Origin of the sequence: Micromonospora sp. D93 (assembly GCF_018070365.1) — a bacterium.
Taxonomy (GTDB): Bacteria; Actinomycetota; Actinomycetes; order Mycobacteriales; family Micromonosporaceae; genus Micromonospora; species Micromonospora ureilytica.
Map to the genome: position 1 here is coordinate 1 of NZ_JAGPXW010000051.1, position 18,273 is coordinate 18,273.

General features: G+C 70.2%; 18 protein-coding genes. 12 read left to right on the top strand and 6 right to left on the bottom strand.

Going from position 1 to position 18,273, the window contains the following annotated elements:
• From KBX71_RS32860 to KBX71_RS32875, 4 genes are all read left to right on the top strand, one after another.
• Positions 1-214 (top strand): IS30 family transposase (locus KBX71_RS32860; protein ID WP_210821587.1); only part of this gene is annotated, 214 nt, incomplete at its 5' end.
• A gap of 96 nt (positions 215-310) precedes the next feature.
• Positions 311-520, top strand: coding sequence for a hypothetical protein (locus tag KBX71_RS32865; RefSeq protein WP_210821588.1), 210 nt, complete (start codon positions 311-313; stop codon positions 518-520).
• A gap of 125 nt (positions 521-645) precedes the next feature.
• The gene (locus tag KBX71_RS32870) at positions 646-1,389 is read left to right on the top strand and encodes a neutral zinc metallopeptidase (RefSeq protein WP_307847470.1); all 744 of its coding nucleotides are present in this window, start codon (positions 646-648) and stop codon (positions 1,387-1,389) included.
• Positions 1,390-1,512: 123 nt separating this feature from the next.
• On the top strand, positions 1,513-2,163 hold the full coding sequence (locus tag KBX71_RS32875) for an HAD family phosphatase (RefSeq protein ID WP_210821607.1): 651 nt from the start codon (positions 1,513-1,515) through the stop codon (positions 2,161-2,163).
• 59 nt (positions 2,164-2,222) lie between these two features.
• Here KBX71_RS32875 and KBX71_RS32880 read toward each other — a convergent pair whose 3' ends face one another.
• The 4 genes from KBX71_RS32880 to KBX71_RS32895 form a co-directional block, all read right to left on the bottom strand.
• On the bottom strand, positions 2,223-4,778 hold the full coding sequence (locus KBX71_RS32880) for an ABC transporter permease (protein WP_210821589.1): 2,556 nt from the start codon (positions 4,776-4,778) through the stop codon (positions 2,223-2,225).
• A complete protein-coding gene (locus tag KBX71_RS32885; protein ID WP_196926855.1) occupies positions 4,778-5,545 on the bottom strand; it encodes an ABC transporter ATP-binding protein in 768 nt (255 codons plus the stop codon). Before KBX71_RS32885 ends, KBX71_RS32880 begins: the two co-directional genes overlap by 1 nt.
• A gap of 352 nt (positions 5,546-5,897) precedes the next feature.
• Positions 5,898-6,626: a response regulator gene (locus tag KBX71_RS32890; protein WP_372432142.1), complete on the bottom strand. Its 729-nt coding sequence runs from the start codon at positions 6,624-6,626 to the stop codon at positions 5,898-5,900.
• Between the two features lie 167 nt (positions 6,627-6,793).
• Complete coding sequence (locus tag KBX71_RS32895) at positions 6,794-7,708, bottom strand: PD-(D/E)XK nuclease family protein (RefSeq protein ID WP_210821590.1); 915 nt, start codon at positions 7,706-7,708, stop codon at positions 6,794-6,796.
• A gap of 140 nt (positions 7,709-7,848) precedes the next feature.
• On the opposite strand from KBX71_RS32895, the gene KBX71_RS32900 reads away from it, so the two are divergent.
• The 3 genes from KBX71_RS32900 to KBX71_RS32910 are packed head-to-tail and all read left to right on the top strand — an operon-like array spanning position 7,849 to position 10,557.
• Complete coding sequence (locus tag KBX71_RS32900; protein WP_374102682.1) at positions 7,849-8,940, top strand: site-2 protease family protein; 1,092 nt, start codon at positions 7,849-7,851, stop codon at positions 8,938-8,940.
• Entirely contained in the window at positions 8,937-9,938 is a 1,002-nt protein-coding gene (locus KBX71_RS32905) for a tRNA (adenine-N1)-methyltransferase (protein ID WP_374102680.1), read from the top strand. Before KBX71_RS32900 ends, KBX71_RS32905 begins: the two co-directional genes overlap by 4 nt.
• A 46-nt stretch (positions 9,939-9,984) precedes the next feature.
• The gene (locus tag KBX71_RS32910) at positions 9,985-10,557 is read left to right on the top strand and encodes a hypothetical protein (protein WP_210821592.1); all 573 of its coding nucleotides are present in this window, start codon (positions 9,985-9,987) and stop codon (positions 10,555-10,557) included.
• Between the two features lie 49 nt (positions 10,558-10,606).
• Here KBX71_RS32910 and KBX71_RS32915 read toward each other — a convergent pair whose 3' ends face one another.
• A complete protein-coding gene (locus KBX71_RS32915) occupies positions 10,607-10,900 on the bottom strand; it encodes a ferredoxin (protein WP_091408893.1) in 294 nt (97 codons plus the stop codon).
• A 178-nt stretch (positions 10,901-11,078) separates the two neighbouring features.
• Between KBX71_RS32915 and arc the strand changes: the two genes are divergently transcribed.
• Positions 11,079-12,863 (top strand): proteasome ATPase, encoded by a 1,785-nt coding sequence (gene arc / locus KBX71_RS32920; protein ID WP_210821593.1) that lies wholly within the window; start codon positions 11,079-11,081, stop codon positions 12,861-12,863.
• A gap of 64 nt (positions 12,864-12,927) precedes the next feature.
• On the opposite strand, the gene KBX71_RS32925 is transcribed toward arc, so the two are convergent.
• On the bottom strand, positions 12,928-13,512 hold the full coding sequence (locus KBX71_RS32925) for a GtrA family protein (RefSeq protein WP_307847472.1): 585 nt from the start codon (positions 13,510-13,512) through the stop codon (positions 12,928-12,930).
• On the opposite strand from KBX71_RS32925, the gene KBX71_RS32930 reads away from it, so the two are divergent.
• From KBX71_RS32930 to KBX71_RS32945, 4 genes are all read left to right on the top strand, one after another.
• Positions 13,453-15,060: a DUF2142 domain-containing protein gene (locus KBX71_RS32930; RefSeq protein WP_210821594.1), complete on the top strand. Its 1,608-nt coding sequence runs from the start codon at positions 13,453-13,455 to the stop codon at positions 15,058-15,060. The genes KBX71_RS32925 and KBX71_RS32930 overlap by 60 nt on opposite strands.
• 37 nt (positions 15,061-15,097) lie before the next feature.
• Positions 15,098-16,615 (top strand): depupylase/deamidase Dop, encoded by a 1,518-nt coding sequence (gene dop, locus KBX71_RS32935; protein WP_374102681.1) that lies wholly within the window; start codon positions 15,098-15,100, stop codon positions 16,613-16,615.
• Positions 16,616-16,728: 113 nt separating this feature from the next.
• Positions 16,729-17,943: an acyltransferase gene (locus KBX71_RS32940; RefSeq protein ID WP_210821595.1), complete on the top strand. Its 1,215-nt coding sequence runs from the start codon at positions 16,729-16,731 to the stop codon at positions 17,941-17,943.
• Positions 17,944-18,051: 108 nt separating this feature from the next.
• A complete protein-coding gene (locus KBX71_RS32945; protein WP_088948111.1) occupies positions 18,052-18,267 on the top strand; it encodes a ubiquitin-like protein Pup in 216 nt (71 codons plus the stop codon).
• Positions 18,268-18,273 lie beyond the last annotated feature (6 nt).

Genomic DNA, 18,273 nt, shown 5'->3' on the forward strand with positions numbered 1-18,273 from the left:
CTACTTCTGCGACCCCCACAGTCCCTGGCAACGCGGCACCAACGAGAACACCAACGGGCTCTTGCGCCAGTACTTCCCCAAGGGCAGCTACGACTTCCGCACCATCGACCAGAACGGCCTGGACAACGTCGCCCACGAACTCAACACCCGACCCCGCGAAACGCTGGGCTGGGCCACCCCAACCCAACGCCTCGCGGAAGTCATCGCGCCCTAACGATTGCACTCAACCCTTGACCCCAAGCCGAGTGGGATGACGCTAACTTCATGATCACCGAGGTTCGGGGTGGTGGGTGGGGCCTAGGTTGGCGGGATGACTGTGGTGTGGGTGGTGGTCGGGGTCTTTGTTGTGGTGGCGGGTGTGGCGTTTGGCGTTGTGGCGCGGCGGGGGCGGATTCGTGAGGTTGAGGGTGACGACCCTCGGGCTGGGCGGGACGCTCGGGCGCGGCAGCAGCGGTACGAGGCCGAGCGGCACGGTGACCAGGGCGACACGTGGCAGCGCGGCCGGGAGTCGGGCGGGTGACCGGCAGCGCCCCGAACCGCGGCGCGTGAACCGTTCGGCCACCTCGTGCGTGAATCGGTGATGGGCGTGGCGGTCGTATCGTCGGGGTACAGCGCAGCGCGAGCACCGACATCTGGGGAGGCACAGTGGCGGCACGGTTCGGACGCGACGCGCGGGGCCCGTTGGCGGGTCTGCTGATCGCCGCCCTGGTCTCGCTCGCCTGCGCCGGCGGTGGGCTGGCCGAGCCGGAGGCCGAGCGCCCCGGGGCGAAGCCGCCGGCCGCCTCGCCGGGGCCGAGCACCACCCGAGCCGACAGCACCACAAGCGTCGCCGAGTTCGAGCAGGACGTCGCCGACGCGCAGGCGGTCGCCGAGCGGTACTGGGCGGCCCAGTTCAAGGAATCCGGGCAGCGGTTCCGACCGATCCGGCGGATCACCCCGTACCAGCGCGACGGCGAGGTGTCCTGCGGCGGCCAACCGTTGCCCCGTAACAACGCCGTCTACTGCTCGCAGGGCGACTTCATCGCGTACGACGTCGCCTGGTCGGTCGCGGCGTTCCGCCAGGTCGGCGACGCGTTCGTGTTCTACCTGCTCGGGCACGAGTACGCGCACGCCATCCAGGTGCGGCTCGGCATCAACTACAGCTTCACCATCCAGCAGGAGTTGCAGGCCGACTGCATGGCCGGGGCGTACCTCGGCGACTCGGTGCGCTCGGGTGCCCTGACCCTCGCCGAGGGCGACCTGGACGAGTTCCGGGAGGGGGTGGCGGCGGTCGGTGACGACCCGGACCAGCCGTGGTTCGCGGAAGGGGCGCACGGCACCGCCGAGCAGCGCACCGACATGTTCTTCCGGGGGTACGAGGGTTCCCTGAAGGAGTGCGACCTGGGCTGAGCGGGGGGTTGCCCGGATCACCCTGGCGCCCGTTGCCGCCACCGGCCACCGGCGGTGCTGGCAGGATCGCCGGTGTCGGTCACGACCCTGGAGGTTCCGCTGAGCAGCCATCACCCCGCCGCTGTGCTCTTCGACATGGACGGCACGTTGGTCGACAGCGAGAAGCTGTGGGACGTCGCGTTGCAGGAACTCGCGAAGGAGTACGGCGGGGAACTGTCCGTCGACGCCCGCCAGTCGATCATCGGCACCGCCATGGCCGAGTCGATGCGCATCCTGCACGACGACCTGGGGCAGCCCGAACGGGATCCGGAGATCAGCGCGGCGTGGATCAACACCCGGATCCTGGAGCTGTTCCGTAGCGGTCTGCCCTGGCGGCCGGGAGCCTTCGAGCTGTTGAGCGCGGTTCGCGCGGCGGGAATCCCCACGGCGCTGGTCACCTCCAGCCCTCGGGCGCTGGTCGAGATCGCCCTGGACACCCTCGGTCGGGACAACTTCGACACGGTCGTCGCCGGCGACGAGGTGGTGGCGGCCAAGCCGCATCCCGAGCCCTACCTGACCGCGGCCCGGCTGCTGGGCGTGCCGATCGAGCGTTGCGTGGCGATCGAGGACTCACCGACCGGGGTGGCCAGCGCGCTCGCCTCGGGCGCGGCGGTGCTTGCCGTACCGGCGGAGGTGGCGTTGCCGAGCACTGTCGGCGTACACCAGGTGGAGAGCCTGACCGGCGCGGACCTCGACCTGCTCGCGGCGCTGCTGACCGATCGGGCCGCGGCCTGAACACAAGAAGCGGGCCCTGCTGACGCCAGCGCGTCAGCAGGGCCCCCTTCTTGTCCCGATCAGTCGTGGGCGATGGCGCCCAGGACGTTGATCCGGGCCGCCCGGACGGCCGGGAGCACCGCGGCCACCACGCCGATGATGGCGGCGAGGCCGAGGAAGACACCCATCTGCCCCCAGGGCAGGATCAGGTCGGTGATGCCCTCGTCCTTGAGGGCCTCGACCACGGCGGCGCCGAGGCCGGTGCCCACCACCACGCCGAGCAGCGCGCCGAACACCGAGATCACCACCGCCTCCACGGTGATCATGCCCATGGTCTGCCCCCGGCGTAGGCCGATCGCCCGCAGCAGACCCAACTCGCGGGTCCGCTCCAGCACCGACAGCGCCAGGGTGTTGATGATGCCGAGCACGGCGATCACGATGGCCAGCGCGAGCAGGATCTGGATCATCGTGAGCAGGCCGTCGAGCGAACTCGTCTGCTGCTTGATGAACGCGTCCCGGTCGGCCACCGACACCTCGGGGCTGTCCGCGAGCAACGCCTCCACCTGCGGCTGAACGTCGGACACCCGGGTGCCCGGGTCCAGCTGGATGAAGCCCTGGATGGGCTGCGGGATGGCGAAGTCCTTCGCCGCGGTCGCCGGCAGCGTCACCGGGTTGGTCAGCTGCGACGACTCGTAGATACCGCTGATCGTGTACGTGCGCTCCTCGCCCCGGGTCAGCTGCACCTTCACCGTCGAGCCCACCGACCAACCACGGGACGTGGCAGTGTCGGAACTCGCCAGCATCTGGGTCGGCCCGAGCCGGTCGATGTCACCGGCGGTCGGCTTCGCGCCGAAGATCTGCCGCAGCGACGCCACGTCGCTGCTCGCCGCCACCCAGGTGCTCTCGCCGTCGATCCTTCCCATGTCGCCGTACTCGCCGTCGACCAACCGCACACCGGGCAGGGCCTTGGCCCGGTCCAGCACACCCGGGTCGAAGGTCGGCGGACGCGGGCCAGCCTGCTGGCCGGCGATCACCAGCTCGGCCTTGATGGTGTCCTGGGCGAGGGCGCTGATGCTGCCCTTGGCCGAGTCGAGGATGACCGTGACGCCGGTGACCAGCGCGATGCCGACCATCAGCGCGGCGGCCGTGATGGCCGTCCGGCGCGGGTTGCGCCCGGAGTTGAGCCGGCCCAGCTTGCCCGGCACCGACCAGGAGAAGATCGCGCCGAGCAGGCTCACCACCGGCCGGCTGATCAGCGGGGTCAGCAGCGCCACCCCGATGAAGGCGAACAGCACCCCACCGAGGATGGTGGACAGCGTCTGACCGCCTGCGTTGCCGCTGAGCCCGAGGAACAGCAGCACCGCGCCGACACCGGTGACCAACGAGCCGGCCACGGTGATCTTGGTCAACGGCCGGTCCGGGGTGGCCACGTCCTGCATGGCCGCGATCGGCGGGATGCGGGACGCCCGAAGCGCCGGCAGCAACGCCGCCACCACGGTGATCACCAGACCGACGCCGAACGAACCGATCACCGCCGCCGCCGGTACGCCGATCCCGGCCAGGGTGAGCCCACCGGCGAGCTTGCCGAACAGGAACGCCAGCAGCGCGCCCACCCCGATGCCGGCAGCCAGGCCGAGCACCGACGCGATCAACCCCACCGCGATGGCCTCCAGGACCACCGAACCGATGATCTGCCGGCCGCTGGCCCCGATGGCGCGCATCAGCGCCAACTCCCGGGTCCGCTGCGCCACGATGATCGAGAAGGTGTTCAGGATCAGGAAGGTGCCCACCAGCAGCGCCACCGCGGCGAAGCCGAGCAGGATCTTGTTGAAGAAGGACAGGCCCTCCTTCAGACTGGCCGAGGCGTCCGCGGCCACCTGCTCACCGGTCTTCACCTCGAAGTCCGCGCCCAGGGTGCGGGCCACGTCGTCGCGCAGCGTCTCGTCGGAGACCCCGCCGGCGGCCTGCACGGTGATGCTGCTGTACACGTCCGGCTCGCCCAGCATCAGTCGCTGCGCCACGGGCGTGGTGAAGAAGACCTCGTTGACCCCGCCGATCGAGTCCCGGTCACCGCTGTAACCGAAGACGCCAACCAGTGTGAAATCCCGCTTCTTCGACTCGAACGCGGTGAGTACGCCGACCTTCTGGCCAACCTGCACCTTCGCGGCCGTGGCCAACGCCTTGTTGATGACGATCTCGTCCTCGGCCTGCGGCGCGCGCCCCTCGCGCAGTCGCAGCAATTCGCTCTCGCCGGTCCAGTTCTCACCCAACTGCGGCGGGCCGAACGAGGTGACCACCTTGCCGTTGCTACCGATCACCCGGGCGCCGTCGGCGTTCACGATGCCGGTCGCCGAGGCCGCCCCCGGCACCTGCTTCACCCGGTCCACCAGCGCGGCCGGCAACGGGGCGACGGTCTGCTCGCCCTCCATCTCGTTGACCTGCACCTTCGGCTTCGCCGCGACGTTCACGTCGATCTCGGAGAAACCGTCGGCGAAGACCGAGTCGAAGGAACGACCCAACGTGTCGGTGAGCACGAACGCGCCGGAGACGAACATCACCCCGAGCACCACCGCCAGGCCCGACAGGATCAGCCGGACCTTACGGGCCAGCAGACTCTTCAGCGTCGCGCGGAACATCAGTTGCCCACCTCGGCCGCAGTGTCCAGCTTTTTCATGGTGTCCAGCACCGTCTCGGCGGTCGGCTCGATCAGCTCCGAGACGATCTCGCCGTCGGCGAGGAAGACCACCCGGTCGGCGTACGCGGCGGCCGTCGGGTCGTGGGTGACCATCACGATGGTCTGGCCGTGCTCCCGCACCGAGTTGCGCAGGAAGTTGAGCACCTCCGCGCCGGAGCGCGAGTCCAGGTTGCCCGTCGGCTCGTCCGCGAAGATCACCTCGGGGCGGGAGACCAGCGCCCGCGCGCACGCCACCCGCTGCTGCTGCCCACCGGAGAGCTGCGCCGGCCGGTGGTCCAGCCGGTCCTTCAGACCCACCGTCTCGATCACCGTGTCGTACCAGGCCGGGTCCGGCTTGCGCCCGGCGATCGACAGCGGCAACAGGATGTTCTCCTTGGCGGTCAGCGTCGGCAGCAGGTTGAACTGCTGGAAGATGAAGCCCACCTTGTCGCGCCGCAGCTTCGTCAGCCCCGCGTCGCCGAGCCCCGTGACGGTCGTCTCACCGATCGCCACCGTCCCCCGGGTCACCGAATCCAGGCCGGCCAGGCAGTGCATCAGCGTCGACTTACCGGAACCCGACGGGCCCATGATCGCAGTGAAGCGGCCACGTTCGAACTCGGCGCTGACCCCCCGCAGCGCGATGACCTGAGCCTCGCCGCTGCCGTACACCTTCCACACGTCGTTCGCCCGGGCCGCGGCCTGCGCATGCTGGCCTACCGTCGCGGTCACGTCATCTACCTCTTCCGTCTGTCCGAAAATGCACGCCGCCCCCCGATGGTCCGGCGCGACTGTTCAATCATCGGTGCTGCAAACGCCTGCCCCGTCCGACCCTGGGGGGACCCGGCGCGGATTTCCCGCTGCGGGTGCACCCCCATGTCGAATCAGGGTTGCCCCTGAGTCGACGGCCGGTCGACCGTTTTTCCCCATGGCGCGCGGCAGCACCGACACTTCCACCTGACGCCACAGGAGGGTCAACCGAACTGAGCCATCTCCGGTCACGGTAGGTGACGATGGCAACGGCAGCCGTCCCCCCACGGAGGGATCTTCGAGTACGCCGGGTGAGGTACCCGGGCCGGTCCGGCTACGCCCGGGGGCGGACCAGCCCCGACTCGTACGCCAGCACCACCGCCTGCACCCGGTCGCGCAGCCGAAGCTTGGTCAGCACGTGCCCGACGTGGGTCTTGATGGTGGTCTCGCTCACCGACAGGACCCTCGCGATCTCGGCGTTGGACAGCCCCCGGGCCACCTGCACGAGCACCTCGCGCTCCCGGTCGGTGAGCGCGCTGAGCGCCGCCGACGGCGTCGCCGCCGGGTCAGGCAGCAGCTCGGCGAAGCGGTCCAGCAGTCGCCGCAGGATCCGAGGTGTCACCACCGCGTCCCCACCGGCGACCGTGCGGATCGCCGCGATCAGGTCCTCGGCCGGCACGTCCTTGGCCAGGAACCCGCTGGCACCGGCCCGCAACGCACCCACCACGTATTCGTCCAGGTCGAAGGTGGTGAGCACCAACACCCGTACCGGCAGTCGGGCGTCGACGATCGCCCGGGTCGCCGCCACCCCGTCCATCCGGGGCATCCGGATGTCCATCAGAACGACGTCGGGCAGCAGCCGGCGGGACAACTCCACCGCCTCCACGCCGTCACCGGCCTCCGCCACCACGTCCAGGTCGCTCTCGGCGCCCAGCACCATCCGGAACCCGGTCCGCAGCAGCGGCTGGTCGTCGGCGAGCAGGATCCGTACCGGCCGCGCCGAGGGCGCCTGATCGCTCATCTCGTCCTCCGTCCCGCCGACGTCGTGGCGCGCACCGGTCATCCTCGCGCACCGGAGCAGGTGCGTCGCGGATCACCGTAGAGGCCGGCCGGTCGCCCTGTCCCGACCGCGGCGGCACCGTTGCGGTCGGGTTTCCGGCGTCGGCCAGCGGCGGGCGACCCCGGCGGCCTGAGTCGCCGCGCCGGGCGTACGCGTCGGTCAGCGGACCGTCACTCGTCGGCGCCCGGCGCCACCGGGGTGGACCGGGAGTCACGCAGCGGGTCGGCGCTCGCCGCGGCGACCGGGAACGGCGGCGGGGTGCCGCCGAAGCTGGGACACAGCGCCTGGTGGCTGCACCAGTCGCAGAGCCGGCTCGGCCGGGGCCGGAAATCCTGCCGGGCGGTGGCCTGCTCGATCGCCCGCCACAGCGCCACCACGGTGCGCTCGAAGCGGACCAGCTCGTCGGCGTCCGGCGTGTAATCCAACACCTCGGCGTCGCGCAGGTAGAGCAGCCGCAGCACCCGGGGCACCACCCCCCGGGTGCGCCACAGCACCAGGGCGTAGAACTTCAGCTGGAACAGCGCCCGCGCCTCGAACGCCTCCCGTGGAGCGCCGCCGGTCTTGTAGTCGACCACTCGCAGCGCGCCGTCCGGAGCGACGTCGAGCCGGTCGAGGTAGCCCCGGATCAGCAACTCCTCGTCGACGACCGCGGAGATCAGGCTCTCGCGCTCGGCCGGCTCCAGCCGGGTCGGGTCCTCCACCGCGAAGTAACCCTGCAACAGCCCGGCGGCGGAGCGGAGGAACTCCACCGGGCCGGCCGGCTCCGCGCCGTCGAAGATCGCGGCCAGCTCCGGCTGCTCGGTGACCAGCCGGTCCCACTGGGGTGCCACCAGGTCACCGGCCGCCTCCGGGGTGCGGCCGGTGGCGGGCAGGTCGAACAGGCGCTCCAGCACCGCGTGCACCAACGTGCCCCGGGCCTGCTCGATGGTGGTGCGCTCGGGCAGCCGGTCGATGCTGCGGAACCGGTAGAGCAGCGGGCAGGTCTTGAAATCCGCCGCCCGCGACGGGGACAGCGAGGCCCGCACCGTCGGCGGCGCCTGCGCCGCGGGGGAGGGTTGGGAGGTGGTGACCGATTCCGCCGTCATGTCGGCAAAGGTTAGGGCACCGGTGTGACACCGACCGCCGCCCGCCCCGCACAGGGACGGTCCGTAGCATCGTGGCGATGGAGCAGACAACCCGGCCGCCGCGCCGACCAGACCGACGCCTCGGCCTGAACGTCGGCCGGGTGTTCGGGGTGCCGCTGCACCTCAACGGCTCCATGGTCCTGCTCGCGGTGCTCATCGCGGTGCTGTACGGCGAGTTCGCCCGCCGACAACTGGACCTGCCGCAGCTCAGCGGCTACCTGATCGGCTTCGGGTTCGTCGTGTCGCTGCTCGGTTCGGTGCTGCTGCACGAGCTGGGCCACGCCCTCACCGCCCGCCGGTACGGCATCGGTGTGCGCGGGATCACCCTGGAGCTGCTCGGCGGCTACACCGAGATGGACCGGGACGCCCCGTCGCCCCGCGTCGACCTGCTGGTCTCGCTGGCCGGCCCGGCGGTCTCCGCGGTGCTCGGCGTTCTGGCGGTCGCCGCCACGCTCGCCCTGCCCGAGGGGACCGTGGCCCACCAGCTCGCCTTCCAGCTCGCGGTCAGCAACGTCATCGTGGCGGTGTTCAACAGCCTGCCCGGGCTGCCGCTCGACGGCGGTCGGGCGTTGCGCGCCGCGGTGTGGGGGCTGACCCAGGACCGGCACCTCGGCACCGAGGTCGCCGGGTGGGCCGGCCGGATCGTCGCCGTCGGCACCGCCGCCCTGGTCGTGCTCCTCACCGTTGAGCGGCGTCTGGCACCGCTGGCGCTGCCGCTGATGCTGCTGGTCGCCGTCACCCTCTGGCGCGGCGCCGGGCAGTCGATCCGGGCCGCCCGGGTCAGCCGCCGATTCCCACTGATCGACCTCGCCCGGCTGGCCCGTGCGGTCTGGCCCGTGGCCACCGGCACGCCCCTGGCCGAGGCCCAGCGCAGACGCGCCGAGAGCGGGCAGCCCGACGCGGCGCTGCTGGTCACCGACTCCACCGGTCGACCGGTGGCGCTGGTCGACCCGGCCGCCGCCGACGCGGTGCCGGTCGAGCGCCGACCGTGGCTGGCGGTGGACGCCGTCGCCCGGTCGCTGGGCACACTTCCCACGTTGCCGGTCGGGTGGGACGGCGAGCGGGTGATGGAGGCCGTACAGACCCACCCGGGCGCGCAGTACGTGGTGACGTCAGGCGAAGATGTCGTCGGCATTCTGCACATCGCGGACCTGGCACAGCTCCTCGAACCCAACCGGAAGATGACACCGTGACCGCAACTCCCTCCACCGTCGCCGCCGACCCCGCCACCCCGGCGCTGACACCCGTGCACCGGGGGCCGTTCCGGCCCGGCGACCGGGTCCAGCTGACCGACCCCAAGGGGCGGATGCACACAGTGACGCTGGAGCCCGGCAAGGAGTTCCACACCCACCGCGGCATCCTGGCGCACGACGCGCTGATCGGGCTCCCCGACGGCAGCGTGGTGACCACCTCCGGTGGCGGCACCGCGTTCCTGGCCCTGCGGCCGCTCCTGTCGGACTATGTGCTGTCCATGCCGCGGGGCGCCCAGGTGATCTACCCGAAGGACTCCGCGCAGATCGTCGCGATGGGCGACATCTTCCCCGGCGCCAAGGTCCTCGAGGCCGGCGCCGGCTCCGGCGCGCTGAGCTGCTCCCTGCTGCGTGCCGTCGGCACCGAGGGCGAGCTGCACTCGTTCGAGCTGCGCGACGACTTCGCCCAGATCGCCAAGCGCAACGTCGAGGCGTTCTTCAACGGGCCGCACCCCTCGTGGAACCTGCACGTCGGTGACGTCGCGCAATGCCAGGAGACCGGCTTCGACCGGATCATCCTGGACATGCTGACCCCCTGGGAGACCCTCGACATGGTCGAGCGGGCGCTGGTGCCCGGTGGGGTGTTCATCGGCTACGTCGCCACCACACCGCAGCTCTCCGAGCTGGTGGAGGCGCTGCGCGAGCGCGGCGGCTGGACCGAGCCGCGGGCCTGGGAGTCCCTGGTGCGCGACTGGCACGCCGAGGGCCTCGCCGTCCGCCCGGACCACCGGATGATCGCGCACACCGCCTTCCTGGTGTCCGCGCGCAAGCTGGCCCCGGGGGTCACCGCGCCGCCGCGCCGCCGCAAACCGAGCAAGGGCACCGAGGCGTACGTGCAGCGCCGCCAGGACCTGCGCGAGGCGGAGGCGGCCCGACAGGCCGCTGCCGCCCAGGCGGCCGGCGCGCAACCCAACGGTGCGGGGGAGATGGACAGGCCGTGACCAACGAGCTGGGTGTCGGCAGCGCCGAGCAGGGGGAGACGCTGGCATGAGCCGACCGGGCTACGGCGGTGGAGACCTCCCCGCGGTCTTTCCCGACTGGTCGCCCTACCAGGATCTGGAGTCGGCGGCGCGGGCCTACCTGCGCGACCCGGACGTCGCCCTGGAGGCGCTCGGCGGCGTGCTGCGCGGCGCGTCGGTGCTCGGCTTCACCCTGGAACGCTTCGTCAACGAGGTCAACGGGGTGTGGCAGGAGGTAGTGGTCTGCGACGGCAGCCGGCTCATCCTCTGGCACGGCGAGGACGTGCCGCCGGAGGAGGGCCCGCCGGGCTCGATGACCTCGTCGCTGCGCGTGGTGCCGATCTCCACAGTCACCGAGGTGGGCTGCCGGCGGCGGCTCAACCGTGCCGAGAGCGGCGAGATCCGGGTCGACAGCATCGACGTCTACCTGCTGCTCACCTCGTTGGACGAGGCGCCGCCGAGCGAGGAGATGGTGGGCACGCCCCGGCACGACGCGCTGCGCTTCGGCAAGACCCTCGACGACGGCGGGGCCGGGCAGATCGCCCGGTTGGAGGAGTTCGCGCGGTTGGTCGCCTCGGTGGTCGGCCGTCCGATGCTCTGAGGCGTACCCCGAACTGGGGCCGGCCGGGCCGCGCGGCCCGGCCGGTGGGTCAGTCTTCCTCGGCGTCCGGGCCGGCGACCTCGACGCCGTCGCCGCGCACCACGTGGATGCAGTCGCCCGGGCATTCCTTCGCGGAGTCGATCACCTCGAGTCGCAGGTGCGCGGGGACGTCGACCCGGCTGCCCGGCGCCATCCGCAGCTCACCGTCGACGCCCTTGACGTAGGCCAGGCCGTCGATGTCGAACTCGAACACCTCCGGCGCGTACTGAACGCAGAGCCCGTCGCCCGTGCAGAGATCCTGGTCGACCCAGACCTGCAACTCGTCGGTCGCGACCTCGGCCACCTGTGCACCCCCCATGTTCTCCCGTGCCACGCTCCGACGGTACCCGAACGCCGGTAACGGCCCGTCAGGCCACCCTTGGCGATCAAGGTTCGGTGACGAGGGTGTTGCGTGGGACCGAATCGGCCTCATAGCGGCTAGTGTTAGGGCAGAACGTTCAAGCCCCCCGGGGAGGTGGGACGTGGCAGCACGTAGCGACGACGCGGACTCGCGCGCCGCACGGTGGGAGAAGGAAGCCCACGATCTCTCCACGCAGGTCGCGTTCCTGCAAGAGGAACTCGCCCTGGTGCGGCGCAAGTTGACCGAAAGCCCCCGACACGTCCGGCAGCTCGAAGAGCGGCTGGCGGCCACCCAGGCACAGTTGTCGCGGCTGACCGAGAACAACGACCGGCTGGTGAGCACCCTCAAGGAGGCTCGCACGCAGATCGTGACGCTCAAGGAGGAGATCGACCGGCTCGCGCAACCGCCGAGTGGGTACGGCGTCTTCCTGGCCAAGCACGAGGATGGCACGGTGGACGTCTTCACCGGCGGCCGCAAACTACGGGTCGCGGTCTCGCCCTCGCTCGACGTGGGTGACCTGCGGCGCGGCCAGGAGGTCCTGCTCAACGACGCGCTCAACATCGTGGACGCGTTCGGCTACGAGCGGGTCGGCGAAGTGGTGATGCTCAAGGAGATCCTGGAGGGGCCGAACGGCGGGCCGGGCGACCGGGCGCTGGTGGTCTCCCACTCCGACGAGGAGCGCATCGTGCACCTCGCCGAGACGCTCATCGGTTCGGCGATCCGGGCCGGCGACTCGCTCATGATCGAGCCCCGCTCGGCGTACGCGTACGAGCGGATCCCGAAGAGCGAGGTCGAGGAGCTGGTCCTGGAGGAGGTGCCCGACGTCGACTACGGCGACATCGGTGGCCTCCAGTCGCAGATCGAGCAGATCCGCGACGCGGTGGAGCTGCCGTTCCTGCACGCGGACCTGTTCCGTGAGCACCAGCTCCGCCCACCCAAGGGCATCCTGCTCTACGGCCCGCCCGGCTGTGGCAAGACGCTCATCGCCAAGGCGGTGGCCAACTCGCTGGCCAAGAAGATCGCCGAGCGCCAGGGCAAGGAGAAGCACACCAGCTTCTTCCTCAACATCAAGGGCCCCGAGCTGCTCAACAAGTACGTCGGTGAGACCGAGCGGCACATCCGGCTGATCTTCCAGCGCGCCCGGGAGAAGGCCGGCGAGGGCACGCCGGTGATCGTGTTCTTCGACGAGATGGACTCGATCTTCCGGACCCGCGGCTCCGGTGTCTCCTCCGACGTGGAGAACACCATCGTCCCGCAGCTGCTCAGCGAGATCGACGGCGTGGAGGGGCTGGAGAACGTCATCGTCATCGGCGCCTCCAACCGGGAAGACATGATCGACCCGGCGATCCTGCGCCCCGGTCGCCTCGACGTGAAGATCAAGATCGAGCGACCGGACGCCGAAGCGGCCAAGGACATCTTCTCCAAGTACATCCTCTCCGGGCTGCCCCTGCACCCGGACGACCTGGCCGAGCACGGCAGCGACGCCCAGGCCACCGTCGCGGCGATGATCGACGCCGTGGTGCTGCGGATGTACTCCGAAACCGAGGAGAACCGGTTCCTCGAGGTCACCTACGCCAACGGTGACAAGGAAGTCCTCTACTTCAAGGACTTCAACTCCGGCGCGATGATCCAGAACATCGTCGACCGGAGCAAGAAGATGGCCATCAAGGAGTTCCTCACCTCGGGCCGCAAGGGGCTGCGCCTGCAGCACCTGCTCGACGCCTGCGTCGACGAGTTCCGCGAGAACGAAGACCTCCCCAACACGACCAACCCCGACGACTGGGCGCGCATCTCCGGCAAGAAGGGCGAGCGGATCGTCTACATCCGCACGCTCGTCTCCGGCGGCAAGGGCGCCGAGGCCGGCCGGTCCATCGAGACCGCCAGCAACACCGGCCAGTACCTCTGACCCCAACAGCGAGGGTGTCCGCCGTCCGGCGGGCACCCTCGTCTGCTGTTGTGGCAGGCGTCGGTCAGGCAGCGAAGATCCACCGCTTCGACACCACGTAGTTCGCCGCCGACAACGACGCCGTCACCAGCAGCTTCGCCAGCAGGTACGGCGTGCCCGCCCAGGTCAGCGCGGACACCAGCACCACGTTGGCGGTCAGGTTGGCGAGTACCAGCGCGAAGTAGCGCCCCACCTGCGGCACCATCTGCGCGGACGAGCCGAACGACCACGCCCGGTTCAGCCCGAAGTTGACCCAGAACGAGGTCAAAAATGACATGCCGGCCGCAACCGGCAGAACAATCCGGAGAACTCCGTGGTACACGAAGAGTGACCCCGTGTCCACGGCAACGCTCAGACCCCCGACGACCAGGAACCGCACAGCACTGTGTCGGGACAGCTGGCGGACGGAATCGGCAACAGGTGACAGCAAAGAGTTCTCCAAGGGGGGACCCGGAGCGGTGAGGACGACGAGGGAGTCTATCGTCTGTCCATCCACCCAGCGGGGCCTGCCCGCGCGAGCCGCGAGGTTGACGTGCCTGATCCCGGAAGAGTGACGCCACCGGCCACCGGCGGAAGCCCGGCAGCCACCACGAGCGCCGCCCGACGACACTGGGCTCTCGCCTTCGCGGCGTTCTTCCTGATCATCTTCGCCTGGTCGATGGCCGCCCCCTACGACGGCACCCCGGACGAGCGCGAGCACATCGTCCGGGCGGCCGGCGTCGCCGCCGGGCAGATCGCACCCCCGCCAGCCGCCGCCAAGAAGGGCACCGGAGCCTTCCAGACCGTTCCCGGCGGTCTCGTCCGCGAGCAGTGCTGGCAGTTCAAGAAGGAAGTCTCGGCGGCCTGCGCCCAGCCGCCCGGCAGCGACGACACGCCAACCCGGGCTGGCACCGGGGCCGGCCGATACTTCCCCGCCTACTACGCCCTCGTCGGCGCGCCGACGGTGCTCTGGCCCGGCTGGTCCGGTGTCCTGCTCGCCCGCATGATCAGCGCCCTGTGTTGCGCCGCGCTGCTCGCCTGCGCGTACGTCGTGATCCGCAACCGCTCCCGCCGCGGCCTCATGATGGGCGCACTGGTCGTCGTCACCACCCCGATGGCCGTGCACATGGCCAGCGCGGTCAACCCGAACGGCCTGGAGATCGCCGCCGGCATCGCCTTCTTCAGCGCGGTCATCCCCCTGCTGCTCGGCCCACCCGGCCCACGACGCGGCCTCATCCTCCTCGTCGGGATCAGCGCGCTGCTCCTGGCGGTGCTGCGCCAGACCGGCCCGCTCTGGCTGGCGACCGCCTTCGTCGCGTTCGCCTTCCCTTTGCGCCGCGGCAACCTCGTCGGCCTACTACGGGACCGGGCCGCGCAGCTCTGGGCGGGCGGCATCGTCCTGTCCACCCTCGTCGTGCTCGCCTGGTCCTTCCGCCAACAGACCTCCGACCTCGGCAACTACTCCGCCGACCGGCTCACCTACGGGCAGGCGGCGCTGCGTGAGGCCGACCGGTGGCGGGGATACCTCGACCAGATCATCGGTGTCACCTCCTGGCTGGACACCCGGATGCCCGCCCCGCCGTACGTGATCTGGCAGCTCGTCGCCGGAGCCCTGCTGCTCATCGGTGTCGTCTGGGGCAGCACGCTCGACAGGTGGCGCCTGCTCGTGCTGCTCGGCGGCGGCGTGGCCGTCCCCTCCCTCATGCAGATCGCCCTGGTCAACGAGAGCGGCTTCGTCACCCAGGGCCGCTACATGCTGCCCATGCTGGTCGGCGTCCTGCTCTACGCCGCATGGGTCGCCGAACAACGCGGCTTCGAGATCGCGCGGGCCCGGTCGTTCACCCGACTCGCCGTGCTGCTCCTCCTGCCGATCCACCTGTTCTGCCTGGCGTTCACGATGGTCCGCTGGCAGAACGGCCTACCCGCCAACATCGGGCTGAGCAGCCTCAACCCGCTCGCCGGCGACTGGCACCCGGTGGTCGGGTCGGCGATTCCGCTGCTGAGCGCCAGCCTGGGCCTGGTGCTGTTCGGGTGGCTCGTCTGGACCACCCGCTCCGCCGCGAGCGACGAACCGACGCCGACCGTTGAGCGTTCCGACACCGAATCCACCGAACTGTTCCGGCCCGCCGGCACTCACCTACAGAGTGCGGGTGCCCAGGGCGGACTACGCTCGACCTGACGGTGGACCGGGTCGGGCGAGCGAAGCGGGTATGTCGATGAGCGTAAGACGGATCATGGGCACCGAGGTCGAGTACGGCATCTCCGTGCCCGGGCAGGCCGGAGCCAACCCGATGGTCACCTCATCGCAGGTGGTCAACGCCTACGGGGCACGCCCGGAGCTCAACCGGGGCGGCCGGGCCCGGTGGGACTACGAGGAAGAGTCGCCGCTGCGCGACGCCCGCGGCTTCACCTACTCCGGTGCCGCGTACGACCCCGCCGAGGCCCTCGCGGACGAAGACCTCGGCCTGGCCAACGTGATACTCACCAACGGCGCACGGCTCTACGTCGACCACGCCCACCCCGAATACTCCACCCCGGAGGTCACCACCCCCCGGGACATCGTGCGTTGGGACAAGGCCGGCGAGCGGGTGATGGCCGAGGCGTCCCGCCGGGCCGCCACCATCCCGGGCACCCAGCCGATCCACCTCTACAAGAACAACACCGACAACAAGGGCGCCAGCTACGGCGCCCACGAAAACTATCTGATGCGCCGGCAGACGCCGTTCGCCGACATCGTGGCGTACCTGACGCCGTTCTTCGTCACCCGGCAGATCGTCTGCGGCGCCGGCCGGGTCGGCATCGGCCAGGACGGCGGCCAGAGCGGCTTCCAGATCTCCCAACGCGCCGACTTCTTCGAGGTCGAAGTGGGGCTGGAGACCACCCTCAAGCGCCCGATCATCAACACTCGCGACGAGCCGCACGCCGACGCCGACAAGTACCGCCGGCTGCACGTCATCATCGGCGACGCCAACCTCTCCGAGATCTCCACCTACCTCAAGGTCGGCGCCACAGCGCTGATCCTCACCATGATCGAGGAGAAGGCGCTCGGTGCCGACCTCGGCATCGCCGACCCGGTCAGCGAGCTGCGTGCCGTCAGCCACGACCCGTCCCTGACGCACCGCATGCGACTGCGCGACGGCCGCCGGCTCACCGCACTGGACCTGCAATGGGCCTACCTGGAGCGCGTCCGGTCCTTTGTCGACGACCGGTACGGCACGGACGCCGACGAGCAGACCATCGACGTGCTCGACCGCTGGGAGAGCGTCCTGGACCGGCTGGGCCGGGATCCGATGCTCTGCGCCGACGAGCTGGACTGGGTGGCCAAGCTACGGCTGCTGGAGGGCTACCGGGAGCGGGAGAAGCTCGGTTGGGGCTCGCACAAGCTCCAGCTCGTCGACCTTCAGTATTCCGACGTCCGGCCGGAGAAGGGCCTCTACCACCGCCTGGTCAGCCGGGGGGCGATGAAGACGCTGCTCACCGACGACGAGACCCGCACCGCGATGACCGAGCCCCCGGAGGACACCCGGGCCTACTTCCGCGGTCGCTGCCTCGCCCAGTACGCCTCCGAGGTGGTCGCCGCGAGCTGGGACTCGGTGATCTTCGACGTGGGCCGGGAGTCGCTGGTCCGGGTCCCGATGATGGAACCGGAACGGGGCACCCGCGCGCACGTCGGGGCGTTGTTCGATCGCTGCGCCAGCGCCAAGGACCTGCTGGAGACACTGACCGGGGGCTAAGATCCGGTGCCTCCGCCGGCAATCACCGTGTGGCATGCTAGGCCGTCCCCCGATCCGTCGACCCACACGGTGATGCGATGCTCCCCTCAGCCCGGCAGGTTGGCCTGCGTGCGATGACCGCTGTACCGCTGTCGAACGCGTACGCCGGGCGTGCCAACAGTTTCGGCTTCCTGCGGCTCTGCTTCGCCGTAGCGGTCGTCCTCGCGCACACCGCGGTGATCGGGTACGCCCGACCGTTGACCGAGGTCGTCGACGTGGCCGGTCTGGGGGTGGCCGGCTTCTTCGGCATCTCCGGCTTCCTCATCACCCGCAGCGCTCGGCGGGCCAGCCTGCCCCGCTACCTGTGGCACCGCGCCCTGCGGATCTGGCCGGGCCTCTGGGTGTGTCTGCTGTTCATCGGCTTCGTGGTGGCCCCGATCGTCTGGTACGCCGACCGCGGCAATCTGGACGGCCTGTGGCGGCACCCGGCCGGCGTGGTCAACTTCCTGCAGGCGAACTGGTGGGGTGGCTACCGCCAGCAGGGGATCGTCGATGTCTTCCGGGACACGCCGTACGGCGACCTGGTGCGTAAGAGCGTCCTCGACGGCTCACTCTGGACGCTCAGTTACGAGATCTTCTGCTACCTGATCGTGGCTTCGCTGGCCGTGGTGGCGGTGCTGCGCCGTGCCCGCTGGTTGGTGCTCGCGGCCGCAGTTCTCGTCTTCGGTCTGCTGCTCTGGAACCAGTACGAGGCGCTGCGCTTCGGCGGATCGACGTACTTCACCAGCGGCTCCGCCGCTACGCTGCCGCTGCTCGGCACGCTCAGCAAGATCTGGTTCCTGCGGTTCGGCTTCATGTTCCTGGTGGGCGCCGTGGCGGACCTGTACAGCGACAAGCTGCCCATCAGCGACGTCCTCGGCGTGCTCGCCATCGTCGTGACCGGCTGGCAGACCCTGGAGGGCAACCTGTTCGGCCCGGCGTTGCTCACCTACGAGTACGCCATCCTCTACCTCGCGGTGCGGTTGCCACGGCTGCTGCACCGTGTGGGCCAGAAGAACGACTACTCGTACGGCATCTACATCTACTCCTTCGTCGTGCAGCAGATGCTGGCCTGGCTGGGAGCGGCGGCCTGGGGGTTCGTCGGCTACTTCGCGGTGGTCATGGCCTTCACCGTCGTCCTGGCGTTCCTGTCCTGGCATCTGGTGGAGAAGCAGGCGCTGCGGTTCAAGGACTGGACGCCCCGCCTCCGGCGCGAGGCACCACCGGCGGAAGCCCCGGGGGAGCGGCAGCCGGAGCCGGACCGGGCACCGGTGCCGGTCGCGGCCGACGCGTCGGCTCCGCGGGGCTGACCGCTTCGGCGCAATCGAACGTCCCCGACGCGAACACGGCGGACGTGAGGCCTTTCTGTCGTCTGCGCGGGGTAGATTTCATGCCAGACGATCGTGGAGGAGACAGCCATGGCCACTCATGACAGCGGCGGCCAGTCGCAGTCCGGCAAGTCCCGTCAGGGCGAGGAAATCGAGGACGTCACCACCGAGGCCAACCCTGAGGTGGCCGAGCGGCACGCCGAGATCACCGAGGACGTCGACGACCTCCTCGACGAGATCGACTCCGTCCTGGAAGAAAACGCAGAGGAATTTGTGAGAGGCTATGTTCAAAAAGGGGGCGAGTAGGGCGTA